Genomic DNA, 26,376 nt, shown 5'->3' with positions numbered 1-26,376 from the left:
CGAATAGCATAGGTTTTTTTTAAATTTTGTTATATTATAACATTTAAATTATTTGGGTAAAATACTCTCCATGAAACGCTTCATTGCTTTGTGCTTTAGTGCATTATTTATCAGTGCAACTTGGGCACAATCGCCATTAGTAGTCTCAACACATGCCATCTATTTAATTTCTAAAAAAGTAACACAAGGAGTTGAAGAGCCTGTTTTACTTTTAGATAACCAAAGTGGACATGATGTACAACTCACCCCAATGAACCGTAAGACCATTAAAGATGCGTCATTGGTTATTTGGTTGGGCAAGGCGCATGAAGCACCTTTAGAAAAGGCATTGGAAGGAAATGCAAATGCAATTTCGATTTTAGATTCGGGCATTATTCAAGCATTGCCTTTGAGAAATACGCGCGGCGTTGCACTCAACAATACAATTGATACCCATGTTTGGCTTGATCCAAACAATGCTGTACGTATTGGTTTCTTTATTGCAGCATTACGCTCACAACAATATCCAGAAAATAAAACGGCTTATTGGAATAATGCGAAAAAATTTGCAAATGAAATGCTCTTGGTATCACAAAAATATATAGGTATAGGTGCAACACGACCATACTGGTCATATCATGATGCATATCAATATCTAGAGCGCTCTTTAAACTTAAAATTTGCAGGTGCAATGACTGATGATCCGCATGTTGCACCCACTATTGCACAGATTAAGTATTTGAATGATACACGTCCTTACAAAAAAATGTGTTTACTTGCAGAGGCGAATGCGAGCCCAAGTCAATATAAAAAGTTAGGTGAGCTTTCATTTCAAACAGTTGATGAATCCTTAGCGAAACAACAAGATTTTGTGGTTGCATGGCAAGCTTTAGCAAGAGAAACACAAGATTGCGTACTAAATGCACGGAAATGATGCAAAAAATAAGCAACAATTGTATATATGAAAAGCAACGCTAATATTGAAAAAAACACGACTAAGGTCGGGAAAAGATTGCATGTTCAGGGGTGTAACTCTATAATGCCTGCGATTAAAAACGATCATCAGCTAAACTTGTCAAGCATTTGTGTTGTGAGTGGATAAAAAATGAGCCGAACTAGTCGCTTGATTGACCGACGATTAGCAAAAGCTTTGGTCTATTTACAAGCATCAATGATTCCTGTTTCAGCCTTGATAGCGTGGGTCTTGAAAGACTCAACTGCGGCTTTAAGTGCAGCATTAGGTGCATTTATTTGTTGGCTTGCCAGTTGTTATTTTTCTTGGCAGTCGTTTCGAGCAGCAGGTGCACGAGCTTCCAAGCAAGTTCTTTCGAACATGTATCGGGGCATGATGGGCAAATTTGCGATTGTGATTGTTGGATTCATTTTAATTCTAAGCAATGTGAAGCCATTGTCAGCGGTTGCATTGTTTTGTGGTTTCATTCTTGTTCAGTGTATGACGTGGTTCGCGCCGTTTCTGGCAGCACGTTTACAAAAATAAGTTTAGAAGCAACAAAAATGAAGTTTTTTTAGAACTTTAACGAGATATCAAGCAGCACGCGATGTTCGTTAAATTTCTAATTTAGTATTTGACATTAACCAGGTGTGATTTATGGCTGCTGAAGAACATACCCTTACATCGACTGAGTATATTCAGCATCACTTGACCAATATGACCTATGGCAAAATGCCAGATGGTACATGGAAGTTGGCTGAGACTGCTGCTGAAGCCAAAGAGATGGGGTTCACTGCTATTCACTTGGATTCAATGGGTTGGTCTATTGGACTTGGTCTGATTTTCTGTTTGTTGTTCTGGACGGTGGCGAAAGCTGCAAATGCTGGTATTCCAGGCAAGCTCCAGTCTGTAATCGAAATGATTATCGAGTTTGTTGACTCAAGCGTGCGTGATACTTTCCACGGAAAGTCACGCTTAATTGCACCTTTGGCATTAACCATTTTCGTGTGGATTTTCCTCATGAACTTAATGGACTTAATCCCTGTTGACTTTATCCCGTATACAGCTCAACAAGTGATTGGTTCTATGCTCGGTGTAGATCCACATCATGTTTACTTTAAAATTGTTCCAACTACTGACCCTAACGTAACTTTAGGTATGGCGTTGTCAGTATTTGCATTAACTATTTTCTATAGTATTCGTGAGAAAGGACTTGCTGGCTTTGGTGCAGAATTTGCACTTAACCCATTTAACCCAAGTAACCCGATTGCGAAAGCGTTACTGATTCCTGTAAATATTTTACTTGAACTTGTAACCTTTATTGCACGTCCAATCTCATTGGCACTCCGACTGTTCGGTAACATGTATGCAGGTGAATTAATCTTCATTCTAATTGCATTATTACCATTCTGGATCCAATGGGCGTTGTCTGTGCCTTGGGCTATTTTCCATATTCTTATTATTACCTTACAAGCATTCATTTTCATGATGTTGACTATCGTATATATGAGTATGGCTACCGAAAAGCATTAATTAATTTGCTCAACTGCAACAGGGCAGTTGGGCTAAAGTTTTTTGTTTGATTTAAACTCAACCTCTGAGGATTGTTTCATGGATTTAGTAGTTGGCTTATCTGCTGTCGCAGCTGCTCTTTTAATCGCGTTTGGCGCATTAGGTACTGCAATTGGTTTTGGTCTTTTGGGTGGTCGCTTCCTTGAAGCTGTAGCTCGTCAACCAGAATTAGCTCCACAACTTCAAACTCGTATGTTCTTAATCGCGGGTCTTCTTGATGCTGTGCCTATGATCGGTGTGGGTATCGGCTTATTCATCATCTTCGCTAACCCGTTCATCGGCTTATTGGGTTAATTCGCTACATTCCGAAATCAACTATTTGAGGAATAGCAATGAATATCAACCTCACATTGATTGGCCAAGCGATTGCATTTGCGATGTTTGTCGCATTCTGCATGAAGTTTGTATGGCCACCACTAATCAATGCGATTAGTGAGCGTCAGCGTAAAATTGCTGATGGCTTAAATGCTGCTGAAAAAGCGAAAGCTGATCTTGCTGATGCACAATCGCAAGTAAAGCAAGAAATTGATGCAGCAAAAGCACAAGCGGCTCAATTGATCGAACAAGCGAACCGTCGTGCGGCACAATTGGTCGAAGAAGCGCGTACTCAAGCATCTGCTGAAGGTGAGCGTATTCGTCAACAAGCGAAAGATGCTGTTGACCAAGACATCAATTCTGCTCGTGAAGAATTACGTCAACAAGTTGCTGCTCTTGCAGTTGCTGGTGCAGAGAAAATTCTGAACCAACAAGTTGACGCAGAAGCTCATAATGCCATGCTGAATCAGCTGGCTGCTAAACTTTAAGAGAGGCGAATATGGCTGAACTCTTGACGTTGGCACGCCCATACGCTAAAGCAGCATTTGCTTATGCATCTGAGCAAAATGCAACTGACACTTGGTCAAATGCATTACAACTGCTCAGTGCTGCGGTGCAAGATGAAGCATTCTCCGCTTATTTAAATCGCCCTGAGTTGACACCTGCTGAGCAGGTTGCACTTTTTGCGAAAGTTTTAGGTAATGAACAAACTGCAGCTGTGTCAAACTTTTTGACACTCCTTGCAGACAATGGTCGTTTGACATTGTTACCTGAAGTTGAAGCAGAATTTGAACAACTCAAATCGCAAAATAACAACACTGTAGATGTTGTGATTGAATCAGCTTTTCCGCTTGATTCAGTACAAGAACAGAAGTTGGCTCATGCGTTAGAAAAACGTTTGAACAGCGCTGTTAAAGTTACAGTTGAAGTAAATCCAGCACTTATTGCTGGTGTTGTTATTCGTGCAGGCGACCAAGTGATAGATGATTCTGCGCTTAGCAAGCTTGAAAAAATGCGTACTCGTCTTTTAGCATAATTGTAAACAATAATTGCATAAGACGAAGACTGAACTAATAAAAGATTGAGGTATAGCGCAATGCAACAACTGAATCCATCCGAGATCAGTGCGCTCATTAAACAGCGTATCGGCGATCTGGACACCAGCGCGACCGCTAAGAACGAAGGAACCATTGTTATGGTTTCCGACGGTATTGTGCGTATTCACGGCCTTGCTGATGCAATGTACGGTGAAATGATCGAATTCGACGGCGGCTTATACGGTATGGCACTGAACCTAGAACAGGATTCAGTGGGCGTCGTTGTTTTAGGTAACTACTTAAGCCTTCAAGAAGGTCAAAAAGCGCGTTGCACAGGTCGTGTATTAGAAGTTCCGGTTGGTCCAGAACTTTTAGGCCGTGTAGTAGATGCTTTAGGTAATCCAATTGACGGTAAAGGTCCAATTGATGCGAAATTGACTGATAAAGTCGAAAAAGTTGCACCTGGTGTAATTTGGCGTCAATCAGTGGATGAGCCTGTACAAACTGGTTATAAATCAGTTGATACAATGATTCCTGTAGGCCGTGGTCAGCGTGAGTTGATCATCGGTGACCGTCAAACTGGTAAAACAGCGATGGCGATCGATGCGATTATCGCTCAGAAGAATTCTGGTATTAAATGTGTTTACGTTGCAGTTGGTCAAAAGCAATCAACTATCGCAAACGTGGTACGTAAGCTAGAAGAAACTGGTGCTATGGCGTATACAACTGTTGTAGCAGCAGCGGCAGCGGATCCAGCAGCAATGTTGTTCCTTGCTCCGTATTCTGGCTGTACAATGGGTGAATACTTCCGTGACCGCGGTGAAGATGCATTGATCATTTATGATGATTTGTCTAAGCAAGCTGTTGCTTACCGTCAAATTTCATTGCTTCTTCGTCGTCCACCAGGTCGTGAAGCTTATCCTGGTGACGTATTCTATCTTCACTCTCGTCTTCTTGAACGTGCTTCGCGCGTTTCTGCTGACTACGTTGAGCAATTCACGAAAGGTGAAGTTAAAGGCCAAACTGGTTCTTTGACTGCATTACCGATCATTGAAACTCAAGCGGGTGACGTATCTGCATTCGTACCAACAAACGTAATTTCGATTACAGATGGTCAGATTTTCCTTGAAACATCATTATTCAACTCAGGTATTCGTCCTGCAGTGAACGCGGGTATCTCTGTATCTCGTGTTGGTGGTTCAGCGCAAACTAAGGTCATCAAAAAATTGTCTGGTGGTATCCGTACTGCTTTGGCTCAATACCGTGAATTGGCAGCGTTTGCTCAGTTCGCTTCTGACCTTGATGAAGCAACTCGTAAGCAACTTGAACATGGTCAACGTGTAACTGAATTAATGAAGCAAAAACAATATGCTCCATATTCAATTGCTGACCAAGCTGTTTCAATTTATGCATCTAACGAAGGCTATATGGCTGACGTAGAAGTGAAGAAAATCGTTGCATTTGATGCGGCGTTAGTTGCTTACTTCCGTGCAGAACATGCTGCGTTAATGCAAAAAATTGACGAGACTGGTGCTTGGGATAAAGATATCGAAGCAGCATTCAAAGCTGGTATTGAAAGCTTTAAAGCGACTCAAACTTACTAATTTCAACTTCTGTTGGATTTAGTGTTGGTTTGGTTCACGGATCAACCTTCGGAAGCTCGAAAGGGCTTTCGAATACTAGGTTAAGCGTATGGCAAATTTAAAAGAAATTCGCGCCAAAGTAGCTAGTATCAAGAGCACGCAGAAGATTACTCGCGCGATGCAAATGGTAGCAGCTTCTAAGATGCGTCGTGCGCAAGAGCGCATGGCTCAGGGCCGTCCGTATGCCGAAAATATGCACCGTGTAATTGCTCATTTGGTACAAGCGAATCCTGAATATAAACATCGTTATATGGTTGAACGCCCTGTAAAACGCGTTGGCTATATCATTGTTTCTTCAGATCGCGGCCTTGCTGGTGGTTTGAACATTAACTTGTTCAAAAAAGTGGTTAAACACGTACAACAGCAACAAGAGCAGTCAATTGAAGTTCAATTTGCTTTGATTGGTCAAAAAGCGGTTTCGTTTTTTAAAAACTACGGCGGTAAAGTACTGGGTGCAACAACCAATTTAGGTGATGCTCCGAGTCTTGAACAGTTAACTGGTTCTGTACAGGTGATGTTGGACGCATTTGATAAAGGCGAATTAGATCGTATTTATCTTGTGTCAAACGGCTTTGTCAATGCCATGACTCAAAACCAAAAAATCGAACAACTTGTTCCATTAGCAGCTGCTGATACGAACGAGAATCTTAACCGTCAATACGGTTGGGATTATCTATATGAACCAGAAGCTGAAGAGCTTTTAAATGGTTTATTGGTTCGTTACATCGAGTCTATGGTTTACCAAGGTGTGATTGAAAACATCGCATGTGAGCAGTCTGCTCGTATGGTTGCAATGAAAGCTGCAACTGACAACGCAGGTGATCTCATCAAGAGCCTACAACTCATTTATAACAAGCTGCGTCAAGCCGCGATTACTCAGGAAATTTCTGAGATCGTTGGTGGTGCCGCTGCCGTTTAACATTATTTTGAATTGAGGAGACAGCAATGAGTAGCGGTCGTATCATTCAGATCATCGGCGCGGTTATCGACGTCGAGTTCGAACGTAACAACGTTCCTAAGATCTATGACGCTCTCCAAGTTGACGGTACTGAAACTACTTTAGAAGTTCAGCAACAACTTGGTGATGGCGTAGTTCGTACTATTGCAATGGGTTCTACTGAAGGCCTTAAGCGTGGTTTGGACGTAACGAATACAAACGCACCAATCTCTGTACCTGTAGGTACAGCATGTTTGGGTCGTATCATGGACGTTCTTGGTCGCCCGATCGACGAAGCTGGTCCTGTAGCGACTGAAGCGCGTTTACCGATTCACCGTCAAGCGCCTTCTTATGCTGAACAAGCAGCTTCTACTGACCTTTTGGAAACTGGTATTAAAGTCATCGACTTACTTTGCCCGTTTGCGAAAGGTGGTAAAGTTGGTCTGTTCGGTGGTGCGGGTGTTGGTAAAACCGTAAACATGATGGAATTGATCAACAACATCGCGAAAGCTCACTCAGGTTTATCTGTGTTTGCTGGTGTTGGTGAGCGTACTCGTGAAGGTAACGACTTCTATCACGAGATGAAAGATTCTAACGTTCTTGACAAAGTAGCAATGGTCTACGGTCAGATGAACGAGCCACCAGGTAACCGTTTACGCGTAGCGTTGACTGGTTTGACGATGGCTGAATATTTCCGTGACGAGAAAGACGAAAACGGCAAAGGTCGTGACGTATTATTGTTCGTAGATAACATCTACCGTTATACACTTGCGGGTACTGAAGTATCAGCATTGTTAGGTCGTATGCCGTCTGCTGTAGGTTACCAGCCAACTCTTGCAGAAGAGATGGGTGTTCTACAAGAACGTATTACTTCGACTAAGTCTGGTTCGATTACATCTATCCAAGCGGTATATGTACCTGCCGATGACTTAACAGATCCATCGCCTGCAACGACGTTCGCTCACTTGGACGCAACTGTTGTATTGAGCCGTGACATCGCGTCGAGTGGTATTTACCCAGCGATCGATCCACTTGACTCAACTTCACGTCAGTTAGATCCACTTGTAGTAGGTGCTGAGCATTACGAAATCGCTCGTTCAGTTCAAAACGTTCTTCAACGTTATAAAGAATTGAAAGACATTATCGCAATTCTTGGTATGGACGAATTGGCTGAAGAAGACAAATTGACTGTTTACCGTGCGCGTAAAATTCAACGTTTCTTCTCTCAACCGTTCCACGTAGCTGAAGTATTTACTGGTGCTCCTGGTAAACTTGTACCGCTTAAAGAAACGATTCGTGGCTTTAAAGGTCTTCTAGCTGGTGAATACGATCACATCCCAGAACAAGCGTTCTATATGGTTGGTGGTATTGACGAAGTGATTGCTAAAGCTGAGAAACTTTAATTAGTTCCCTAATTTAGGAGATTCTCATGTCTACGATGCAATGTGATGTTGTCAGTGTTAAAGAGTCTTTGTACTCAGGCACTGTAACAATGCTAATCGCTAAAGGTGCTGGCGGTGAACTGGGTATTATGCCTGGTCATGCTCCGTTGGTAACTTTACTTAAGCCGGGCGCGATTCGCGTTCTGCTTGAGAACGGTACAGAAGAGTTAATCTATGTATCTGGTGGTGTACTTGAAGTTCAACCGCATGTTGTTACGGTTCTAGCAGATACTGCTGTCCGTGCAGAAAACTTAGATGAAGCTGCAATTATTGAAGCACGTAAAAATGCTGAAAACTTGCTTGCAAATCAAAAGAGCGATTTGGACGCTGCTGCTGCTTTGGCTGCTCTTGCAGAAACTGCTGCTCAGTTGGAAACCATCCGCAAAATCAAAAACCGCGCTCAATAAGACGCAGTTTGAGATTGAAGAACCACCCGAAAGGGTGGTTTTTTTATTTGAGAAAAAATTTTATTTGATTGTTAAAGCTCATCCACTTCTTTGCTAATACTTGGAATATAAAGAGTTTCTTCAGGTAACAAAGCAGTAGCTTCATCCAATTTCTCATCTAAAACCAACTGATACACATGTTGCGCTTCTTGGGTAATATCTGTGATATTGACAATCCAATCCTGAATATAATGTTGAACAGCTTCACCCGTTAAACCAATCTGAATCGCACGATAGTCCAAAGCTTCTAAGTATAGATTTCTTTCAGGATCCCATTGAATGCGTACAGGGTGTTGATCCTTAAACTTTTGCCAAGTTTCATTGTCCATATGTTCTGCTTTGTGACTTGTACAGCTATTTTCTAAAGCCCAATCAAAGCCTTGTTTTGAAATATCAATCGCAAGGATACTTTTTTGCCCTTCATCTTTATAGCCCCATCCACAGCGGTACATCATCCATAGATAAGATGGCTTAATCCAAGTCATACGACTTTCTTTAAAAAATGGATTATTGATAAAACTGTTATTTTTTACAGCATGTTGTGCAAGGGCGGGATTGTATGCTTGATAAACGCGAATTGTATTTTCAGTTTGAAATGCACGTATTTGTTTAAAATTATTCATTATTCTCCATCGAATTTTATTTATATACATTAGTAGGAATTTTTCATTAGGGATGATTCCTTGTTTTGATTTTAATATAAATTTTATTAATTGGCAATAAGCCACTTTAAAATGATTAACCTATTCGATCAGATGATTGAGTTGTTTTAACTATTCGTAAAATTATTTGAATTTATTCATTTTTCTCCAATAAAAATTGTGTTTTTATAAACTGACTATACTCATCCCCTAAAGCCAATTCATAGTTTTTAAAAATTTGCCGACGAGTCGATACTGTTGGCTGTTTTGTTTTTGGATTAAATCCTATTTTTTCAACTTCTTGCCAATATAGACCAGTCCCTCTTTTTTGCCACGATGGCAATTCATTAAAATTAATATCTCGGCTAAAGAGAAGATCATGCTTTTCTTGGCGAGATAAGCCTTTGACTTGATGGGTTGCTTTTTTAACAGTCTCACCTTCTTTACGTAACATCCAATAACAATGTGCATTTAAAGCATTACGATGAGCATCTTCATGTCGCCAACGAAAATAGTCTTCAACAATTTTTGCATTGGGTAAAATACAAATTCGAGCATCAAAAGTTGCCATTTGCCCATGTGAAATACTGAATTTTGCACTGGCTTCGGCTGCAAGAATAGAGATGATTTTGCGTGTTTTACGGTTGAAACTGTCATCCTTAAGATGAAAAAGCAGTGAAATTTCATCACTTTGTGTATAGCCATAAATAATGTTGAAACCGCATTGCATTAAATGTGCAGTAGTTTCGACCATCAAATCTCTAAAGCGAATGTCAAAAGGTGCTTCAAATTGCCAAATTTCTTTAGTCAATCGTGTAAAACCCTTTCCATCAAGCCGTACCACAATATATTGTTCAGGAGGTACACAAAAATCATAAGCTGTTTCATATACACGTAAGCGAGTATCTAAATCATCAAATCTCATGAGGTTGTTCTCGAATTGCTAAAAGTTGTATGGAAAATTGCTGATTTTCTATAATTTTAACTTTATAAAGTTCATCAAAACCTTCCTGAAGTGAAGGCAGTTCAAATTTTTTAGCTGTTGCAAGTACACCTTGATCAGGAATTCGTTCTTTACCTAATCGTTGTCGGTTGCGTTCTAATGCGTTATCTAGCGATGTTTCAAAATAATAATTCACAATATGAAAACCTGCATTTTTCGCTTTTTCAATATAACGATGACGATCTATTTGGCTCATGTTGGTATTATCAATGACACATTTACTTTTACTTTCAAGACAGGCTTCAAATAGTATTTTTTCACGATGACGCGTTTTTAGCATGTCTAAATTTAGACGTAAGTGGGTTTTATAAAAATATTCTTTATAAAATGTCGATTTACCAGATGCTTGTAAGCCTGTAAAAATAATCAGTTGCATATTTAAGTAGATAATTTTCAATATTTTTGATTAGAACATGCATTTCTGAATAAATATAGCGCAATATTTTAAGCACAAAAATGAATACAGCTAAAGTTGCATTCATTGCTGTTCTATTTTGCAGTATGTTAATGATCAAAATAAATTTTAGAATATTCACCATGAAAATGATTGAACAACAAGCCCATTTTTGGGAGCTTTATCAGGATAATGAACATTATTATCTCAGTGTTGCTATTGATATGAGCTCTGTTGTCTCTTGTTGGTACTTGTATTTAAGTCAAACAGAAGTCAACTTATATCAAAATGAAGGTCGGCAAATGGTCGATGATTTGGTACAAAAAATTGTGCAAGAAACATATCGGGGTGATTTTTTATATGTAGAGACCAGACAAGTCTCAGATGTCATTCAACAAGCAATGCTGAATGCTTATAAAACCCAAAGCTAATTTGATGTTAAGAAAATTTATAGAACTTTCTTAACATCATAAGGCGTTGAGTTTACTTGGAGCTTATTCGCTACTTTGTTCGTTATTATTTGATGTACCTTTAGGAATCATCATTCCTGCAAGTTTGATCATTTCAGATTGGATTGTTCCCATTTGTTTTTCAATTTTATCAAAATCAATTTTTGTAAAATCAACTTCGCCATTGAGTAATGCTGAGTTTAAGACCTGTTTATTGGCTGCTAAAACTTGTTGGCGCATCTGGTCAATTTCTTGGCTTTTTAAATCTAAAGAAATCAAAGCAGTATTAAAGCCTTGTAATTCACGACTTAGATTTTTAGCTGTTTCTTGCAGTTGTGTTTGGTCTTTTTGTTGAATTGCTGTTTCTAAATCAGTTTGTGCTTGTTGGAGTTTAGCGATGTAATCCCCCGTTTTTAACTGAACATCGGCAACATCACGTGCAATATAAAACATATTGCCACTTTTTAAATTTTCATTGTTTTTCGTTGTTTCAGAAGCAATGATTTCTTCTTCTTGTGAAGGTTTTTGTTGGTTTTCCTCAGTATCATATTTGGATGAAACCTGTTCGGATGAGTCCGCATTTTGTTCAGGTTCAGCCGCTTGATTACATCCTAGCAATGTCATGCCAGAAGCAAAAATAAAAAAGGGGAGAATTGCACCTTGTAATAGCTTTTTCATTGCATCCAAATTCAAAAAATCTTATGAATTTCAATATAAGGCTGAAATATGGATAAATGTAGGATTGTTGCAAAGTGACAACAGTTTTCTTGGTCCAGCAATCATTTTTAAATAATAAAAAGAGATGAACATCGTCATCTCTAATGTAGAACAGTATTTTAAATGATTGAACTTAGGCTTTGGCAAGTTCAGCTTCGATTGCCTGTAAGATACGAGGGTCATCAGCCGTAATATCAGGCGCAAAACGAGCGACCACTTCGCCATGTTTATTGACTAAGAATTTTTCAAAATTCCATAAAACTTCGGGTTTTGCATTTGGGGTTAAACCATAATCGACAAGGTCTTTCCACCATGGACCTTCACCAATACGTTCAGGAATAGCATGAATCAGTGTTTCATAGAGCGGATGTTTATCATCACCTGCAACTGAAATTTTAGCAAATAATGGAAAATGCACATCATAAGTGAGTGAGCAAAATTGTTGAATTTCTTCATTCGTTCCTGGTTCTTGTGCTAAGAAATTGTTTGCTGGGAAGCCTAAAATTTCTAAACCTTGATCTTTTTTACTTTGATACAGTTTTTCTAAGCCTTCATATTGTGGTGTTAAACCACATTTTGAGGCAACATTGACCAAGAGTAAAACCTTACCTTCATATTGGTTTAAACTGAGATCATTGCCATCAATCGTTTTCACTGGAATGTCATAAACCGATGTGCTCATTTTATTGTCCTAATGTCATTTTCAAGAAATAGTCTTGTTTAATGTTGTAGCGATTATTCACATTTTCAGCAAGCTCTAATTTAGAGAATCTTACAATTTAAGACAAATAGATCAGATGATGATCTATATGGGTTAAGTCAAAATATTTATTTAAAATAAGCTTTTAACTTAAGCTGATATTGAGCATAAAGTTTTTTTATCTCTCAAGTAGTTGAGTCGGTGTTTGTCCTGTATAACGCTTAAAAAACTCAATAAAACTTGAGCTTTGTTTATACCCTAACTCTAAACTAATTTTTTTAATTGATTGTCCATGATGTAACTGCATGATGGCATAGACAATTTTACTGCGATTACGCCATTCTGAAATTGACATCGACAGTTCACGTTGACTTAGCCTTAAGATATGCCGTTCACTCAGCTCAAATTCTGCCAAAATTTGCTGTAGTGTTGCAGAAAATCGAGTCGAATCTGCTAGTTTTTTTAAAATCGGCTCTAAAATAGGATGATGACTTTGAGGTAAATATTGATCATAACACGGTGCAAAAGTCAGTTGATCTAACAGTATTTGTAATAAATGTTGATGATAATGTTCAGAATATTGTGAACTTTTTTGATGAGTTAAAATTTCATGAACAGTTTGCCTTAAAAATGGTTGTACAGTTAAGGTCTGGCAGCGTGTTGAAAATTGATCACATAACTGTGGATGCAAACGAATACAAATATAATGCGTCACGTGTTGATCAAGTGCAATTGAACAATGCTCAGTTTGTGGTGGAATCCAAATGCCATAACTGGGTGGCGATAAATAGATTTTCCCATTGATAGAAAACTCTAATAAACCATTGAGGCTAAAGTTGAAATCTCCCCATAAACAACTATGGGGAGTAATCACATCATTTTTTTTATAATGAAACTCTTCAATTTCAATCCATTGACTGAGCTGAAACATATTTTCAAGCACAAGTATATTTTCCAAAGTTATGAGTTTTCACAGCTAATTTTAGGATTGTTTAATCCACGTGACCAAGTGAAAATTGAAATGAGCGCTAAAATGATAAAACTCAGTACACTATATAATAAAATGTTGGCATTGAAATGATCGACAATATAACCACCAAACAAAGAACCTGTCGCGATCATGACTTGAAAGAAACCAACAAATAAAGGCATACCTTTTTCGACAGCCTGAGGTGCGTGTACAAACATCCAAATATTGGCTGTCGTTGGAAATGCGCCAAAGGAGAAACCCCATAATGCAGTAAAAATAATCGCCCCTATTTTATAGATGGCAAAAACAGGAAAGCAGAAGTAAACAATAGCAAAACATAGGCTGACAAAAGCAAAGGTATAACGTACGTTAATATTGCTGCTATAACCTGCAAAGGCATTACCAAAAATACCTGCCACACCGTAAAGTAATAACAAATAACTGATGGTTGAGCCATCAAAGCCTGCTACATTTTTAAAGAAGGGTGCTAAGTAACTATAAGACGAAAAATGAGCTAAGCCGACTAAAAGTATAATAATTAAACCTTTACGTGCTTTGGGTTCTCGTAATAATGCAGGTAGGTCACGAAAATGGATAGCTGAGCTTGGTTTAAGTTGTGGTAAGAAAAAGATTTCTAAGGCTAAAACGACAGCTCCGACTATAGCGGTTAACAAAAATGCAGTTCGCCAACCAAAAAACTCGCTGAGCCATGTCCCAATAGGCACACCTAAAACTGTAGCCAAAGTGACACCTGCCATGACAACAGCATTGGCTTTGGCAATCGGTAAATGCAAAGGAGCTAATTTTCCACTGAGCGCAATTGCCGTTGCCCAAAAGCCACCAATGGCAATACCTAAAATAAAACGACTGATTAATAAGAGTTCAAAACTATGTGAAATTGCTGTTATTAAGTTAGCAATGACCATAATTGCGGTCAGCCCAATGAGTAAATAACGTCGATCTAAGGTTTTGACAGAAATAGGAACAAGAGGGGCGGCTAAAGCAGCCATAATACCGGGTAAGGTGATCACTAAACCTGCTGTACCTACTGAAATGTTGAGATCAGTAGCAATTGCATTTAAAACACCAATAGGTAAAAACTCACTGGTTACAAGAGCAAAAGCAGTGACAGCAACTGTAATTAAAGCAAGCCAACTCCCATTAGAGGGTGTGGCGGGAGAGTCCTGAGAGTTAGAGAGAGAAGGATGTGTAGATTGCGGCATGGTCGTAACTCCTATGCGATTTATTATTAGCTATTTAATAGTGATCATTACAAAAATAAAATATTTGATTGAAAATACGATGTCAATTAATTTAATAATGATCGTTATAAAAAAATGTGGGAAGTTTATGAGCGAGATGAAAATTGAAAAAGATCAATCACAGGAAGATTTGACGGCAAAGCGCAAACGTGGTCGACCAAAATGTTTTAATGAGCAAGAGGCGTTACAAAAAGCGATGCTCTTGTTTTGGGAATATGGCTATGAAGCGACTTCCATGAGTGATTTAACTCAAGCTTTAAATCTATCAGCACCCAGTATTTACAGTACTTTTGGCGATAAAGCACAATTATTTCAGCATTGTTTAGAATATTATTTGCAACATGAAGCGTGTCCTATTGAGCCGATTTTTCAAACTGCAAAAACTGCAAAAATTGCTATAGAGTTATATCTATATGAAACGGTAAAACGCTTAGTACAAGATCATAAGCCAACAGGTTGTATGTTGGTCGTTGCTGCGATGAATTGTTCCGAAGAAAATCAATCTTTACAACAAGATTTATTACTCAAACGTCAACAAGTAAAAGAGAAGATTTATCAACGTTTGCAACAAGGAAAAGCCGTGGGTGATTTATCGATACATGCAAATGTACAGGAAATGACAGATTTTTATAGTACAGTGATTCAAGGTTTGACCATGCAAGCCAGAGATGGCGTCAGTAAGCAACAGTTAAACCAAGTGGTGGATTATGCCATGCAAACATGGCATGTCTTGATCAAAGAAAATTGATCTTGAGTAGGAATCGAAACGAAATTAGAGGCTAGTTGTCTAAATTTAGGTATAAATGTCTGAAATACGATATTTAAAACTTTTTAGACTTATCTACAATAAACCTTGCCTAACTTAGATAAGCTGAAGTGATGAACACAAAAAACACAACGATTTGGTGGGCATTTAGTTTGCCTATACTCGCTGTATTAATCTGGTCTATGAATATTGCAGTAACACGCTATGTTGCTGATTATATTACGCCTGTCAGTATTAGTTTTTATCGATGGTTGGTTGCATTTATTATTTTAACTCCTTTTATGGCTAAAAAGGTGTGGCAAAACCGACATTTGATTCAGCAGCATTTTTGGCAATTTGCCATTTTAAGTGCTTTTGGTATGGTGTTATATCAAGGACTTGCTTATTCTGCGGCACATCATACCTCTGCTACAAATATGGGAATTATCAATGCATTTATTCCCGTATTTACCATTTTTGTTTCTATGTTTATTTTACGAGAAAATCCAAATCGTTTCGCAGTGATTGGAAGTATCTTGTCATTTTTTGGCTTAATTTATGTCATGGCACAAGGTGATTTTGCGAGTTTGCTCGGTTTAAGCGGGCATTCTGGTGATTTTGTCATGATTTTAGCCGTTTTTTTCTATGCCTTTTATGGGGTTTTTCTCAAAAAATGGCAACTCAAAGTACCGCTTTTAATTAGTTTATACGTTCAAATTGGTTTTGCCTTGGTGTATCACTTACCTTTTATTTTTTGGTTTGGTTTACAAGGCATTGATGCAAACAACGTGGCGAGCGTGTTATATGCTGGCATGTTCCCATCTTTAGTTGCACCGTTCTTTTGGATGTTGGCGGTTCAGTATCTTGGACCGAATAGAACCAGTATTTTTATGAATCTAATGCCTGTCTTTACTGCAATTATTGCATTCTTTTGGCTTAATGAAGCATGGACGATATATCACAGTATTGGTGGAGTGATTATTTTATTGGGTATTGTGTTAGCACAGAAAAAGACTGCTGTTGTAAATCCAATACAATCTACAAAATAATGGTTGAAAAGTGTTCAATTGTTTAAGTTTTTTTAATACTATTTTTGTATGAGTTAATACCTAAAACGTATGGTTTGAGAAAATATTAAACTTTGACTTTGCTATTTTAATAAAATTTGGAGCAAATATAACCATTTAATTTTATTGAAGCCCTCGTGTTTTTGTCAAATTCATTTTGTATATAAGTCTCGTAAAATAAAGATGAAATTTGTATTAAATGGTGATTTGTAGCATAATAACCACATAGACAAGATATAGTGATTTTTCATTCATTATTGAATTGAGCTAAACAAATTTGTAATACCCTCTGGATGTGACAAACATCCTTTTTCATACTCAGCCTACCCTATATGGCTGAGTTTTTTTTTTTGCTTAATTTTGACCATGACTTAAATAAGAGCGCTTTGAAAAACGCTCCATTTGATACATTTATACGATAGGGCAAGACCAATTTAGGCGCGAATAACTTCACCTGTGATTGCATCTAAAATACGACTTGGCTCTTGGCTTAAGCCTAGGTCACCGTTGAGATAATTTGGTTCAGAACCAAAGTAACGGTTCACTTCTTGTAATGAGCGAGCTGGTTCTGCACCAGCAGCATTAGCGCTAGTCGACACAATAAACCCACCAAAAGCATTGCATAATGCGATACATAACGGATGTGTCGTAACACGAACAGCCACTTTAGGATGATTACCTTTGATCCATTGTGGAATATTATGATCAGCAGGAAGTAGCCAAGTTGTTGCGCGTTCATTTTGACTGCGATGTGTCCAAGTTTCAATGATTTGTGTACGAATTTTGGGATCTAAGTTTTGCAATAAATGTTCTACTTGTGAAATTTGTCCCGCAAGTAAAATGACACCTTTTTCAATTGGGCGTTGTTTTAAACGTAAAATTTCTGAAAATGCTTGTTCATTCATTGGGTCGCAACCTAAGCCCCACACTGCTTCTGTTGGATAGGCAAGGACTTGACCTTGACGTAAAACTTGTGCAGCTTCAGCAACTGAGGTTGTAATCATGGATATTCACCTTGTCCTAGAGAAAGAACTATTGTGAACCTTAATGGCTAACTCGGCAACGTAAGTATAAACCTGATTGTTGAATACACATTCCTAATAGCTCTAATTCCATTAAATATCCAGTCAAAATAGCGACATCTAAATTTAATTTTTGATGCAAAGTATCGAGATCCTGCCCAATCCAATCAAGTTGTTGGTAAAGTTGGAAGAGATGTTCTTCTAAAATAGGATCTTGCTCAACTGTAGGTTTTGATTGATTATTTTGACAATGCCATTGAGTTGGAAGTGCTAAATCTTCAATAATTTGTTCAGGATGATCAACTAAAATAGCACCTTCACGAATGAGTTGATGACAACCTTGATGGTAGTCACTATAAATATGTCCTGGAATAGCAAAGATGACTTTTCCTTGTTCCGCAGCAGCTTGAGCAGTAATGAGCGAACCACTTTGTAGGGCAGCTTCTGCAACTAAAACGCCTAAACTCAACCCACTCACAATACGATTTCTTCTTGGAAAATTTGCTTTTAATGGAGGTGTATTGGGCAAGAAAAGTGAAATAACTGTGCCTGAATTTTCTAAAATTTGGTTGTGTAACTGACGATTTTGGCTTGGGTAAATTTGCTCTAAACCTGTGCCAATCACCGCAATGGTACGTGAGTTTTTGAGTGCACCAGTGTGCGCGGCTGCATCTATTCCTTCGGCTAAGCCACTGGTAATAAAAAATCCTTTTTCACTTAAATAATAAGCAAAATCATAAGCAACTTGTTTGCCATGTGGGCTAGGTTTGCGACTACCAACGATCGCAACTTGTGGTTGCGTTAAGTTTTGCCAAACACCTTGACCAAATAAAATAGGTGGATGATCTGAATAGGGGAGTAACTGTTGAGGATAGTGGTGATCTGTATCTAGAAGAATAAAATCACAATATTGTTTTAATTTTTCTAAGCATTGTTCAAAAGCAATTTGTCCTGAGTGTGTTAAAAAATCTGTGGCACGTTGAATATGATTTTTATGAATATGTGTTTCAGACCAACGCACCAGATTTTCAGGCGCAACCGCTTGAGAAATAGAACCAAAGAATATTTCTAATTTTCTAAAAGCGAGATTTGAATGTTGAACTAAATACCATAATTTGATGGTATCTAATTGCTCATCAGATATAAAGTTCAACATGGTCAAATCACATTTTTAGTTTTTATTAGTCTTCGGCAATAGCAGGTGTTTGAATTGCTGCACCGACTTTAATTGGTAAAGCACTGTCTAATACATAAGCATAGCTAAAACGGTCAAATGTTTTAAATATCATCACTGTTGCGACATTTTGGTTAGGTAGCTTCACTGTTTCTTTGGTTTTAGGATCACGAACAAGTTCACCTTGTTGGTAGACACTAAACACTTGTCCAGCTTTTGCACCATCTTGACTACCACGATCAAGAGTAACTACACCATGTACTGCTGCTGTTCCAATAGAACCTTGAACACGTACAACTTTACCGCCTGTAAGCACTTCATTTTTTGCAGTTGGATAAAAAATAGTTGGCAAGCTAGCATCGTAAACTGGTAATACATAATCACCATTACGAACTTCAGCATTATAACTATCTGTTAATTCTAAGGTAGTAACATCATTTTCACCTGCAACGGCAACAGCCGAAGCAACCTCTGTGAGTTCTTGACCAGCATTATATTTTTTACCATTTGCATCTACAAATAGATAAGGTTCAGCTTGACGGTAAACGCCATAACGTTGCCCGACATTTAAGCCATTTCCTCGTGCGTAAACAGTTTGCCCCGCGCCTGTGATCACACGGTTATCTGCTGCACCTAAGATGTAAGGCACACCGACTAAGGATTCAGGAGAAATAATAATACTATGTTCTAACCAAGGTTTAATATCCGCACCTGAAATCACTGGAATTGTATTGCCAATAGATTCAACACGAACTTGTGGACGTATAGATCCTCCACCTTGATGGCGACGAATAATCCCTTCACAACCATCACCTTCATCTACACCAATCAATGGGCGACCATTGAGTGTACAGAGAAGTAATTTATCACCAGGGTAAATCCAGTGAGGATTTTTTACATGACGGTTGCTTGCCCAAATCTCACGCCAACGCCAAGGCTTGCTGAGAAAACGTCCCGAAATATCCCACAGTGTATCACCGCGTTTCACCACATAAACATGTGGTGCATTGGCTTTAAGTGAAGGCGGATTTTGGTTTGGACTTGGTGCTGCATGTGCAACATCCACTATCGCAACACCTGCGCTGACGCAGAGAGCCATAGCCAAAACCTGCTTTTTAAACCCCGTGGCATTAAACTTAGTGCCGTTGAAAAACTTTATCATTATCATAATTCCTGAAATTATGCGTATAAATACGTTATAATATGCATCTTACACATTTTTATTTGATGAAGCATATTCTTCATTTAGTATTTTAGATCAATGGCATAGCAAGTGAGGATAAGTATGGCCTTATTACCTATTTTAAGTTTTCCTGATCCCCGTTTGCGCACCATTGCAAAACCTGTCAATGAAGTGACGGAGGAAATCCGTCAGCTTGCAGCGGATATGTTTGAAACCATGTATGCAGCACCAGGTATTGGCTTAGCTGCAACACAAGTAGATCATCACATTCAGCTTATCGTTATGGATTTGTCTGAAAATAAAGATCAACCGATGGTATTCATTAACCCCAAAGTGACTCCGCTCACAGAAGACACTCTTCCTTATGAGGAAGGATGTTTATCTGTGCCCCAAATATACGATAAAGTTGAACGCCCGTCACGTGTCAAAATCGAAGCACTCAATTTAGAAGGTGAAACTTTTGAAATTGAGGCAGATGATTTGCTCGCTGTGTGTATCCAACATGAAATCGACCATTTAAATGGTAAATTATTTGTAGATTATTTGTCACCATTAAAACGTCAACGTGCACGTGAAAAAGTTGAAAAAGTGCTCCGTCAACGTGAAAAACAGAAAGTTCCTGCACGTCGCTAGTTGAAAAATAGTGATTGATGAATAAAAACCCAATTTCGATTGGGTTTTGTTATACTGAGTAAGAGAAAATGTTGGGATAAACATGTTGTTGCGAAATGGGTTGCTGCTGAGTGCTTTAGCAGTATGTTTACAGATTGCTGTATTTCTACAGCCTTTATTGCCGAAGCAATATCAAATTGCACCGGTCTGTGAAACAATTTCGCAATTACTATTACAACCTGTTGCTCAGCAAAAGCATATAACTGCTCATTCTTCTTCTACACATCATCATATTTTACAGGTTGAACAACCTGTTCATGCGCATGATCACCACGATCCAAATCATCAATGCCAATACTGCACAGTATTTGGTAATTTGGTTTTGCCGCCTAATTTAGAAATTAAAGAAGTGCTTGTGCGTATACAAGTACGTTTAGTTGCATTTCAAAAAACATTTCGACATGTTTATTTTGTTTTACAACGTTTATTTCTGATTCCACAAGGTCGAGCCCCGCCACTTTTCGCTTAAATCTAATATTTTTCTGGGTCTTTGTAGGCTCCAGTTTAGTTTTGTTTAAAATTTAAGTGAGAAATTAAGATGGCTCAGCCAAAATTCTTTTTACAGCCTTTGACGGCTGCGATTTGTGTTGCGTGTTATTCTGGAAGTATTCAGGCACAACAAATAGATACTGAAGATAATGTCCAACAATTAGCCCCTGTTGTGATGACTGCACAAAAAGCTAATGATGCAAATGGTCTGATTGTCCGTGCAGATCCTAAACAGCCGATTCAGCCTGTGCCTGCAACAGATGGAGCAGACTATTTACAAAGTATTGCAGGCTTTAGTTCAGTTAAAAATGGTGGAACAAATGGCGATGTGACTTTTCGCGGTATGTTTGGTTCACGTATTAAAATCTTAACTGACGGAACAGAAAATTTAGGTGCATGCCCATCACGTATGGATGCGCCAACATCTTATATTCAGCCTGAAAGTTTTGACCGTATTACCGTCACTAAAGGTCCTCAAACAGTTCAATATGCAAATACAGGTTCTGCTGCAACGGTTATTTTTGAGCGCCAAAAACCTAAATTATCTGAAGATCAGTCTTATTTCGGGCAAGCAAGTGTATTGTTGGGTTCATATGGTCGTTTAGATCAAAATATTGAAGCAGTTGCAGGGGATGAGCAAAAATATATTCGCCTAAATGCAAATCGTTCAGAATCTAATAGTTATGAAGATGGAAATGGCGATAAAGTTCCTTCGGCATGGGAGCGTTGGAATACAGACTTAGCTTTAGGTTGGACACCTGATGCAAATACATGGCTTGAGCTGAGTGCAGGTAAGTCAGATGGTGAAGCACTTTATGCTGGGCGTGATATGGACGGCTCACAATTTGCCCGTGAAAGTTTGGGATTGCGTTTTGAAAAGAAAAACTTGACTGATGTGATTAAAAAAGTCGAAGGGCAGGTGAACTATAGCTATAACGACCATGTGATGGATAACTTTAGACTACGTACACCACCATTGATGGAAATGGATCATGGCGATATGGATATGCATCATGGCAGTATGAAGGGTCCATCTGAAATGCAAGTGACACGCCGTACGCTAAATTCACGACTTGCAGTAACGTCTGAATGGGACAAACTGAGTTTAATTACAGGTGTAGATTCACAACGTAATAAACATGGTGGAGATATGGTTTCTCCAAACATGAATGTGCCATTTTCTCATGATAAACGTTTCCAATCTTATGGTGGCTTTGCTGAGTTGACTTATATAATCAATCCACAAAATAAAATAGTGACTGGTACAAGAGTTGATGCAGTTCAAATTGATGATTTAAAAACCCATCAAGACCGTAGTGAAACATTACCAAGTGGCTTTATTCGCTTAGAAAATAAAAATCTTAATTATGACTTAAAAAGTTATATTGGTTTAGGTTATGTTGAAAGAGTGCCAGATTACTGGGAGTTAAGAACGTACTATCAAGTTGAAGAAAATTCATCGTTTAATCATTTAAAAAATGAAAAAACAGTCCAGTTAGATTTAGGTACTCAGTTTAAACATGAGCAATGGAATGCATGGGCTTCTGCATATGTAGGTCTAATCCAAGATTATATCTTAATGAATTACGTTGAGAAAAAATCTGGCATGAGTGATATGCATATGGAGCATGATATGGGAGGAATGGGACATTCCACTATGCACGGTACTGAAGATAAAAAGCAAATGACCACATTATCATCGAATATTGATGCAACCATTGCAGGTGCAGAAGCAGGTATCGGTTATGACTTTACTGATGCGATCCAAGCAGATGTAAGTGCTATGTATGCATGGGGTGAAAATACCGATACGCATAAGCCATTACCACAAATTGCACCTTTAGAAGGGCGTTTAAATGTTCGCTATGTACAAGATAAATATACATTTGGACTACTTTGGCGAGTTGTTGCAAAACAGGATCGTATCAGTCTACACCAAGGTAATATCGTCGGTTATGATATGAATGAAAGCAAAAGCTTTAATACACTTGCCCTCAATGCCTCTTATAACCTTGCTAAAGACATTAATATCGCTGTAGGTGTAGATAATGTTTTTGATAAAGCCTATACCGAACATTTAAATAAAGCTGGAAGTTCAGATTTTGGTTTTGCCAGTGAAGAGCAGTTCAATAATATTGGACGTAATTATTGGGCACGTATGAGTATGAAATTTTAAATCAGTTTTGCCTAAACGCTAGAAAAAGAAGCCATTGTTTTTAAATGATGGCTTCTGTCACAATAGATAAAAATAAAGTATTCAAGTAAAAATATGACGATCAATATTGATGAAATCGCACGTGTACTCGCATCTTGTAAAGAATATGAAATTTTAGAATTACATTGGGATGAACATCGTAAACAGCAATTAAAGATCGCTTTACAACAATATACTTCAGAACCTTTTTGTGTTTATCGCCTAATTCGCAAAGAACAGGGTAATACAATTTATTTATTATGCTTGGCATCATATCAACCTACAAAGGCTTGCGAGTCAGAATATAGCCCAGTCAGTTTTTTTAGGCGAAGTGTGCCTTTTCTTTTATTATTTGCTATTTTTTTAATGACAGCATTTTTTGCCAGATACAAAGATTCATTTTTATCCGCGACCTTTTTGATTAGCCTGCCTTTTGTGATGGGCGCTTTATTTGAATATCTACGCAGCATGAGTAGTAAGCGTGTTGCAAGCATTAAAAATGTCTTAAAAACTCAATTGTGGGTTATGTTTATTTTATTGATCACCAGTGTTTTTGTCCTGAGAGAAGGGACGATTTGTGTGATCATTGCATTTCCATTGCTTTTTTTGGCTCTTGTAAGTGGTGCATTACTCATGCGAAGTGTGTGTAATTATCTCTGGCAGCCAACAAAAAAAATCTATTCTTTGGCTTTGCTGCCATTTTTATTGCTTTATTTTTTACCACAACATGCCAGTGATCATTTTGGAACTGTTGAACGGGAAATGATTATTTATGCGCCTCAAACAGAGGTTTTTCGTGCAATTCATCAGATTGGTCAGATTAAAGCTGAAGAAGTTCCTAAAAGCTTTATTTTTACCATGGGATTTCCAAAACCGATTTTCGGTAAGACGGAACAAAAAGCTGAAGGAATTGTACGGACGATCGAATGGGAGCGTGGCGTTAAATTTGAAGAAAAAGTATTAGCAAATTATCCACCTTATTTACTGAGTTGGGATTACACATTTAACAAAGATTCATTTCCTAAAGGCTCTTTGGATGATCATGTTGAAATTGGTGGACAATATTTTGATTTGCTTAAAACAGATTATCAGCTTGAAAAAATTGATGATCAAACAACCAAACTTATTTTAACCATTGATTATCGAGTTTCGACTGAGTTTAATTGGTATAGCAAAGTTTGGATTGATTATGTTTTAGCTGAATTTAGTGATGTGGTGATGACCATTCATAAAAATAGATTAGAGCATCGTTAATTCAGTAATACGACTGTGGCATAAAACGGACAGTCGTATCATCACTTAAAACGATTCACTATTGATGCATACTTGCAAGTTGTTTGCTTTGTTCTTGATAAAACTCAAGACCGACTTTTTGCATTGTACGACCATGATGACGTAAGAAGTGATCTAAGTGTTTAGATTTCTTAGCACCTGTATAAAGTAAAACATTTTTAATCAACAGATAATAAGCAAACCAAGAAGCTGAACGTGGTTTCAAACCTAAACTTTGCATTTTATTTCGACCAATAAAAAATTGGGTTAATTGCAGATGCTGTCGATATGCCAGCTTTTGTTGTAAAAGCGGAAAATAACGATATTGACGTTCAAAGGGTTCTTTGGACAGACTAGACCCTAAAGCACGGCTTGATTCATCTGCTTGAGGATGGGCGAAACGCATCCAGTACATAAATTTCCAACCTTGGTATTCCTGATCAACCAACCATTTTTCATCTATGCCCATTAACCAACCTGCATATTTCCAAAAATGCAGAAAACTTTCTTTATCTTCTTGAGTTGGAAATATACCTAAAGCACGAATACCAATTAATACGACACCACTAAATGCAATATTCGTCATGGCTTGATCATACTGATTAATCGGAGTCCCCCAAGTTTTTGCATCCCATTTTTCTGACTGACTTAAGTGATAACGGACTAAAGCGTGAATAAAACGTACATAAATTGTAGAAGTAAAGCCTGCATTAAAACGTTCAAAGGCATGAGGTTCTGTAATATCGATCCACCATTTATTGGTTTCAGCCAATCGTTTACCTGCATATTTTTTTAATGCACCTGTTAAAATCAACGGTTGATTAAATCCAGGGTATAAATAACCTGTCATTAAAGCCAAATCACGTAAGATAAAACTATTGTTGACTCCAAGACGATAAGTAAACTCTAAAGCCTGATCTATTTTCTTTTGATCATACCAAGAGGGTTTTTCTTGAACGACATTAAAAAAATGAGTGAGCTCAGGGATCTCGTGAGGTAAATGATCCAAACCTTGATATAGTGCAGTTTCAAAATATTGACGATGTTGATGAGGTTTTAATATGACCCATTTTATTAGGTGATCCATCTCTACATCACCCGTATGCAAGGCTTTCGCTAAAGACAGATATTCTTGGTATGATGGTTCTACTTTTTCACCGATCAAATAGCTCATCATTTTAGTTTTTAAATGAGGTGTTACCATTGCTTGAAATGGCATCAAACGTTTAGGAATTGTTATTGTTTGCATTTTCTCAGAATTCCACTTATTGTTTGATTTAACTCTAATATGAATAATTATTCGCATTCAATTCGCATTTGGAAAATGTGTTTATGAGAAAAAGACCACAACAACAACGAGCTAAAATTATTGTTGAAACGATTCTTGAAGCAACACAATTATGTATTGCTGAACAAGGTTTATTACAAGTTACAACACCTAAAATTGCTGAAAGATCAGGTGTGAGTGTGGGTTCGATTTATCAATATTTTGAAAACAAAGATGAGATTATCCAAGAATTATTAAGTCGAAAAAGTGAAAGTTTAGGTTTAGCGTTAAAGCAAATTGCGATGTCACAAAAAGGGCAAGTCTTAGAAGAAATCATTCCTCTTAGTATTCAATTCGGTTTTGACATGATGAAAGCCGATAATGGCTTTTTTATGGAAATTTTGAAAAATTGGCATGGTTACAACAATTCAGAGGCTTCACAAATTTTAGAAAAACACTTCTATGAGGTAGGACTTTATGTGTTTAGCCGTTTTTTTACTCATTGGGATTTCGAAACTTTAAAAAATAAGTCCTTTATCATCATTAATAGTACGCTTTTTACCATGATGAGATATGCAAGTCACAATAATTTTTTAATTACAGAACAACAACTTAAACAAGAATTAGCACTAATGATTTTGGCATATTTAAAAGAAAAATAACGAAAATAAAATTTTAAAATATATTTTATATATAAAACAATAGCTTATGCTTTTGTTGGTTTGAAATATAAACACATAGAAAATTAAATTTCCAAAAGGGGTTGCGTCTAATGTGAAATGCTGTAGAATGCACATCCATCGGCGGTGATGAAGATTAAAACTTCTGATAA

29 protein-coding genes are annotated in these 26,376 nt (G+C 37.8%); 18 read left to right on the top strand and 11 right to left on the bottom strand.

The annotated features are described in order from the left end of the window. Positions 1-70 precede the first annotated feature (70 nt). The 10 genes from HX005_RS14765 to HX005_RS14720 all read left to right on the top strand — a co-directional run bounded on the left by HX005_RS14765 (position 71) and on the right by HX005_RS14720 (position 8,284). Complete coding sequence (locus HX005_RS14765; RefSeq protein ID WP_107008921.1) at positions 71-913, top strand: metal ABC transporter substrate-binding protein; 843 nt, start codon at positions 71-73, stop codon at positions 911-913. 171 nt (positions 914-1,084) lie between these two features. Beyond that, entirely contained in the window at positions 1,085-1,477 is a 393-nt protein-coding gene (locus tag HX005_RS14760; RefSeq protein ID WP_286377931.1) for an ATP synthase subunit I, read from the top strand. Positions 1,478-1,588: 111 nt separating this feature from the next. Then, complete coding sequence (gene atpB / locus HX005_RS14755) at positions 1,589-2,464, top strand: F0F1 ATP synthase subunit A (RefSeq protein WP_107008919.1); 876 nt, start codon at positions 1,589-1,591, stop codon at positions 2,462-2,464. Between the two features lie 78 nt (positions 2,465-2,542). Beyond that, positions 2,543-2,797 (top strand): F0F1 ATP synthase subunit C, encoded by a 255-nt coding sequence (gene atpE, locus HX005_RS14750; protein ID WP_107008918.1) that lies wholly within the window; start codon positions 2,543-2,545, stop codon positions 2,795-2,797. 38 nt (positions 2,798-2,835) lie between these two features. Further along, positions 2,836-3,306: a F0F1 ATP synthase subunit B gene (locus tag HX005_RS14745; RefSeq protein ID WP_107008917.1), complete on the top strand. Its 471-nt coding sequence runs from the start codon at positions 2,836-2,838 to the stop codon at positions 3,304-3,306. Between the two features lie 11 nt (positions 3,307-3,317). Next, a complete protein-coding gene (locus HX005_RS14740) occupies positions 3,318-3,854 on the top strand; it encodes a F0F1 ATP synthase subunit delta (RefSeq protein ID WP_286377930.1) in 537 nt (178 codons plus the stop codon). 60 nt (positions 3,855-3,914) lie between these two features. Next, the gene (atpA, locus tag HX005_RS14735; RefSeq protein WP_286377929.1) at positions 3,915-5,459 is read left to right on the top strand and encodes a F0F1 ATP synthase subunit alpha; all 1,545 of its coding nucleotides are present in this window, start codon (positions 3,915-3,917) and stop codon (positions 5,457-5,459) included. 88 nt (positions 5,460-5,547) lie between these two features. Continuing rightward, positions 5,548-6,417, top strand: a complete 870-nt coding sequence (atpG, locus tag HX005_RS14730; protein WP_286377928.1) for a F0F1 ATP synthase subunit gamma — start codon at positions 5,548-5,550, stop codon at positions 6,415-6,417. A gap of 26 nt (positions 6,418-6,443) precedes the next feature. Next, on the top strand, positions 6,444-7,838 hold the full coding sequence (gene atpD, locus HX005_RS14725; protein ID WP_286377927.1) for a F0F1 ATP synthase subunit beta: 1,395 nt from the start codon (positions 6,444-6,446) through the stop codon (positions 7,836-7,838). Positions 7,839-7,864: 26 nt separating this feature from the next. Then, positions 7,865-8,284 carry a F0F1 ATP synthase subunit epsilon gene (locus HX005_RS14720; RefSeq protein ID WP_107008912.1) on the top strand — a complete coding sequence of 140 codons (420 nt, stop codon included), beginning with the start codon at positions 7,865-7,867 and terminating at the stop codon, positions 8,282-8,284. Between the two features lie 71 nt (positions 8,285-8,355). Here HX005_RS14720 and HX005_RS14715 read toward each other — a convergent pair whose 3' ends face one another. From HX005_RS14715 to HX005_RS14705, 3 genes are all read right to left on the bottom strand, one after another. Further along, positions 8,356-8,946 carry a DUF4291 domain-containing protein gene (locus HX005_RS14715; RefSeq protein ID WP_286377926.1) on the bottom strand — a complete coding sequence of 197 codons (591 nt, stop codon included), beginning with the start codon at positions 8,944-8,946 and terminating at the stop codon, positions 8,356-8,358. A 172-nt stretch (positions 8,947-9,118) separates the two neighbouring features. Continuing rightward, positions 9,119-9,889, bottom strand: coding sequence for a tRNA(His) guanylyltransferase Thg1 family protein (locus HX005_RS14710; protein ID WP_286377925.1), 771 nt, complete (start codon positions 9,887-9,889; stop codon positions 9,119-9,121). After that, positions 9,879-10,343 (bottom strand): AAA family ATPase, encoded by a 465-nt coding sequence (locus HX005_RS14705; RefSeq protein WP_286377924.1) that lies wholly within the window; start codon positions 10,341-10,343, stop codon positions 9,879-9,881. The genes HX005_RS14710 and HX005_RS14705 overlap by 11 nt, the downstream gene beginning before the upstream one ends. A 161-nt stretch (positions 10,344-10,504) precedes the next feature. Here HX005_RS14705 and HX005_RS14700 point away from each other — a divergent pair, with 161 nt between their 5' ends. Continuing rightward, on the top strand, positions 10,505-10,792 hold the full coding sequence (locus tag HX005_RS14700) for a hypothetical protein (RefSeq protein ID WP_286377923.1): 288 nt from the start codon (positions 10,505-10,507) through the stop codon (positions 10,790-10,792). A gap of 63 nt (positions 10,793-10,855) precedes the next feature. Here HX005_RS14700 and HX005_RS14695 read toward each other — a convergent pair whose 3' ends face one another. From HX005_RS14695 to HX005_RS14680, 4 genes are all read right to left on the bottom strand, one after another. After that, the gene (locus HX005_RS14695; RefSeq protein ID WP_286377922.1) at positions 10,856-11,488 is read right to left on the bottom strand and encodes a PM1805 family lipoprotein; all 633 of its coding nucleotides are present in this window, start codon (positions 11,486-11,488) and stop codon (positions 10,856-10,858) included. 172 nt (positions 11,489-11,660) lie between these two features. Continuing rightward, the gene (locus tag HX005_RS14690; protein WP_107008907.1) at positions 11,661-12,209 is read right to left on the bottom strand and encodes a glutathione peroxidase; all 549 of its coding nucleotides are present in this window, start codon (positions 12,207-12,209) and stop codon (positions 11,661-11,663) included. A 196-nt stretch (positions 12,210-12,405) separates the two neighbouring features. Continuing rightward, positions 12,406-13,158 (bottom strand): AraC family transcriptional regulator, encoded by a 753-nt coding sequence (locus tag HX005_RS14685; protein WP_286377998.1) that lies wholly within the window; start codon positions 13,156-13,158, stop codon positions 12,406-12,408. A 29-nt stretch (positions 13,159-13,187) separates the two neighbouring features. Beyond that, entirely contained in the window at positions 13,188-14,420 is a 1,233-nt protein-coding gene (locus HX005_RS14680; RefSeq protein WP_286377921.1) for an MFS transporter, read from the bottom strand. 136 nt (positions 14,421-14,556) lie between these two features. Here HX005_RS14680 and HX005_RS14675 point away from each other — a divergent pair, with 136 nt between their 5' ends. Both HX005_RS14675 and HX005_RS14670 read left to right on the top strand, forming a co-directional pair. After that, on the top strand, positions 14,557-15,207 hold the full coding sequence (locus HX005_RS14675; protein WP_286377997.1) for a TetR/AcrR family transcriptional regulator: 651 nt from the start codon (positions 14,557-14,559) through the stop codon (positions 15,205-15,207). A gap of 131 nt (positions 15,208-15,338) precedes the next feature. After that, positions 15,339-16,253, top strand: coding sequence for a DMT family transporter (locus HX005_RS14670; RefSeq protein ID WP_286377920.1), 915 nt, complete (start codon positions 15,339-15,341; stop codon positions 16,251-16,253). 452 nt (positions 16,254-16,705) lie between these two features. Here HX005_RS14670 and tsaC read toward each other — a convergent pair whose 3' ends face one another. Genes tsaC through HX005_RS14655 form a run of 3 tightly spaced genes read right to left on the bottom strand, consistent with a single transcriptional unit; the run spans position 16,706 to position 19,629 of the window. Beyond that, on the bottom strand, positions 16,706-17,275 hold the full coding sequence (gene tsaC / locus HX005_RS14665) for an L-threonylcarbamoyladenylate synthase type 1 TsaC (protein ID WP_286377919.1): 570 nt from the start codon (positions 17,273-17,275) through the stop codon (positions 16,706-16,708). Between the two features lie 40 nt (positions 17,276-17,315). Then, positions 17,316-18,449, bottom strand: a complete 1,134-nt coding sequence (gene dprA, locus HX005_RS14660; protein ID WP_286377918.1) for a DNA-processing protein DprA — start codon at positions 18,447-18,449, stop codon at positions 17,316-17,318. A gap of 25 nt (positions 18,450-18,474) precedes the next feature. Next, positions 18,475-19,629 carry a LysM peptidoglycan-binding domain-containing protein gene (locus HX005_RS14655; RefSeq protein ID WP_286377917.1) on the bottom strand — a complete coding sequence of 385 codons (1,155 nt, stop codon included), beginning with the start codon at positions 19,627-19,629 and terminating at the stop codon, positions 18,475-18,477. A gap of 123 nt (positions 19,630-19,752) precedes the next feature. Between HX005_RS14655 and def the strand changes: the two genes are divergently transcribed. The 4 genes from def (at position 19,753) to HX005_RS14635 (ending at position 24,259) form a co-directional block, all read left to right on the top strand. Next, on the top strand, positions 19,753-20,283 hold the full coding sequence (gene def / locus HX005_RS14650; protein WP_107008900.1) for a peptide deformylase: 531 nt from the start codon (positions 19,753-19,755) through the stop codon (positions 20,281-20,283). Between the two features lie 82 nt (positions 20,284-20,365). Then, positions 20,366-20,791 (top strand): DUF2946 family protein, encoded by a 426-nt coding sequence (locus HX005_RS14645; RefSeq protein WP_286377916.1) that lies wholly within the window; start codon positions 20,366-20,368, stop codon positions 20,789-20,791. Between the two features lie 69 nt (positions 20,792-20,860). Further along, a complete protein-coding gene (locus HX005_RS14640; protein ID WP_286377915.1) occupies positions 20,861-22,987 on the top strand; it encodes a TonB-dependent copper receptor in 2,127 nt (708 codons plus the stop codon). Positions 22,988-23,080: 93 nt separating this feature from the next. Beyond that, positions 23,081-24,259: a hypothetical protein gene (locus HX005_RS14635; protein WP_286377914.1), complete on the top strand. Its 1,179-nt coding sequence runs from the start codon at positions 23,081-23,083 to the stop codon at positions 24,257-24,259. A gap of 58 nt (positions 24,260-24,317) precedes the next feature. Here HX005_RS14635 and HX005_RS14630 read toward each other — a convergent pair whose 3' ends face one another. Then, positions 24,318-25,526 (bottom strand): oxygenase MpaB family protein, encoded by a 1,209-nt coding sequence (locus HX005_RS14630; RefSeq protein WP_286377913.1) that lies wholly within the window; start codon positions 25,524-25,526, stop codon positions 24,318-24,320. A gap of 83 nt (positions 25,527-25,609) precedes the next feature. Between HX005_RS14630 and HX005_RS14625 the strand changes: the two genes are divergently transcribed. Beyond that, positions 25,610-26,206 carry a TetR/AcrR family transcriptional regulator gene (locus HX005_RS14625; RefSeq protein ID WP_107008895.1) on the top strand — a complete coding sequence of 199 codons (597 nt, stop codon included), beginning with the start codon at positions 25,610-25,612 and terminating at the stop codon, positions 26,204-26,206. Positions 26,207-26,376: the final 170 nt, after the last annotated feature.

Origin of the sequence: Acinetobacter sp. R933-2 (assembly GCF_030325485.1) — a bacterium.
In the GTDB taxonomy this organism is placed as follows: domain Bacteria; phylum Pseudomonadota; class Gammaproteobacteria; order Pseudomonadales; family Moraxellaceae; genus Acinetobacter; species Acinetobacter sichuanensis.
Note: the sequence above shows the minus strand (reverse complement) of the source record. Positions and strands in the feature narration are given on the sequence as shown.

Coding starts and splice junctions, on each gene's coding strand:
- HX005_RS14765 (WP_107008921.1), top strand. CDS start 71: ATGAAACGCTTCATTGCTTTGTGCTTTAGTGCATTATTTATCAGTGCA.
- HX005_RS14760 (WP_286377931.1), top strand. CDS start 1,085: ATGAGCCGAACTAGTCGCTTGATTGACCGACGATTAGCAAAAGCTTTG.
- atpB (WP_107008919.1), top strand. CDS start 1,589: ATGGCTGCTGAAGAACATACCCTTACATCGACTGAGTATATTCAGCAT.
- atpE (WP_107008918.1), top strand. CDS start 2,543: ATGGATTTAGTAGTTGGCTTATCTGCTGTCGCAGCTGCTCTTTTAATC.
- HX005_RS14745 (WP_107008917.1), top strand. CDS start 2,836: ATGAATATCAACCTCACATTGATTGGCCAAGCGATTGCATTTGCGATG.
- HX005_RS14740 (WP_286377930.1), top strand. CDS start 3,318: ATGGCTGAACTCTTGACGTTGGCACGCCCATACGCTAAAGCAGCATTT.
- atpA (WP_286377929.1), top strand. CDS start 3,915: ATGCAACAACTGAATCCATCCGAGATCAGTGCGCTCATTAAACAGCGT.
- atpG (WP_286377928.1), top strand. CDS start 5,548: ATGGCAAATTTAAAAGAAATTCGCGCCAAAGTAGCTAGTATCAAGAGC.
- atpD (WP_286377927.1), top strand. CDS start 6,444: ATGAGTAGCGGTCGTATCATTCAGATCATCGGCGCGGTTATCGACGTC.
- HX005_RS14720 (WP_107008912.1), top strand. CDS start 7,865: ATGTCTACGATGCAATGTGATGTTGTCAGTGTTAAAGAGTCTTTGTAC.
- HX005_RS14715 (WP_286377926.1), bottom strand. CDS start 8,946: ATGAATAATTTTAAACAAATACGTGCATTTCAAACTGAAAATACAATT.
- HX005_RS14710 (WP_286377925.1), bottom strand. CDS start 9,889: ATGAGATTTGATGATTTAGATACTCGCTTACGTGTATATGAAACAGCT.
- HX005_RS14705 (WP_286377924.1), bottom strand. CDS start 10,343: ATGCAACTGATTATTTTTACAGGCTTACAAGCATCTGGTAAATCGACA.
- HX005_RS14700 (WP_286377923.1), top strand. CDS start 10,505: ATGAAAATGATTGAACAACAAGCCCATTTTTGGGAGCTTTATCAGGAT.
- HX005_RS14695 (WP_286377922.1), bottom strand. CDS start 11,488: ATGAAAAAGCTATTACAAGGTGCAATTCTCCCCTTTTTTATTTTTGCT.
- HX005_RS14690 (WP_107008907.1), bottom strand. CDS start 12,209: ATGAGCACATCGGTTTATGACATTCCAGTGAAAACGATTGATGGCAAT.
- HX005_RS14685 (WP_286377998.1), bottom strand. CDS start 13,158: ATGTTTCAGCTCAGTCAATGGATTGAAATTGAAGAGTTTCATTATAAA.
- HX005_RS14680 (WP_286377921.1), bottom strand. CDS start 14,420: ATGCCGCAATCTACACATCCTTCTCTCTCTAACTCTCAGGACTCTCCC.
- HX005_RS14675 (WP_286377997.1), top strand. CDS start 14,557: ATGAAAATTGAAAAAGATCAATCACAGGAAGATTTGACGGCAAAGCGC.
- HX005_RS14670 (WP_286377920.1), top strand. CDS start 15,339: ATGAACACAAAAAACACAACGATTTGGTGGGCATTTAGTTTGCCTATA.
- tsaC (WP_286377919.1), bottom strand. CDS start 17,275: ATGATTACAACCTCAGTTGCTGAAGCTGCACAAGTTTTACGTCAAGGT.
- dprA (WP_286377918.1), bottom strand. CDS start 18,449: ATGTTGAACTTTATATCTGATGAGCAATTAGATACCATCAAATTATGG.
- HX005_RS14655 (WP_286377917.1), bottom strand. CDS start 19,629: ATGATAAAGTTTTTCAACGGCACTAAGTTTAATGCCACGGGGTTTAAA.
- def (WP_107008900.1), top strand. CDS start 19,753: ATGGCCTTATTACCTATTTTAAGTTTTCCTGATCCCCGTTTGCGCACC.
- HX005_RS14645 (WP_286377916.1), top strand. CDS start 20,366: ATGTTGTTGCGAAATGGGTTGCTGCTGAGTGCTTTAGCAGTATGTTTA.
- HX005_RS14640 (WP_286377915.1), top strand. CDS start 20,861: ATGGCTCAGCCAAAATTCTTTTTACAGCCTTTGACGGCTGCGATTTGT.
- HX005_RS14635 (WP_286377914.1), top strand. CDS start 23,081: ATGACGATCAATATTGATGAAATCGCACGTGTACTCGCATCTTGTAAA.
- HX005_RS14630 (WP_286377913.1), bottom strand. CDS start 25,526: ATGCAAACAATAACAATTCCTAAACGTTTGATGCCATTTCAAGCAATG.
- HX005_RS14625 (WP_107008895.1), top strand. CDS start 25,610: ATGAGAAAAAGACCACAACAACAACGAGCTAAAATTATTGTTGAAACG.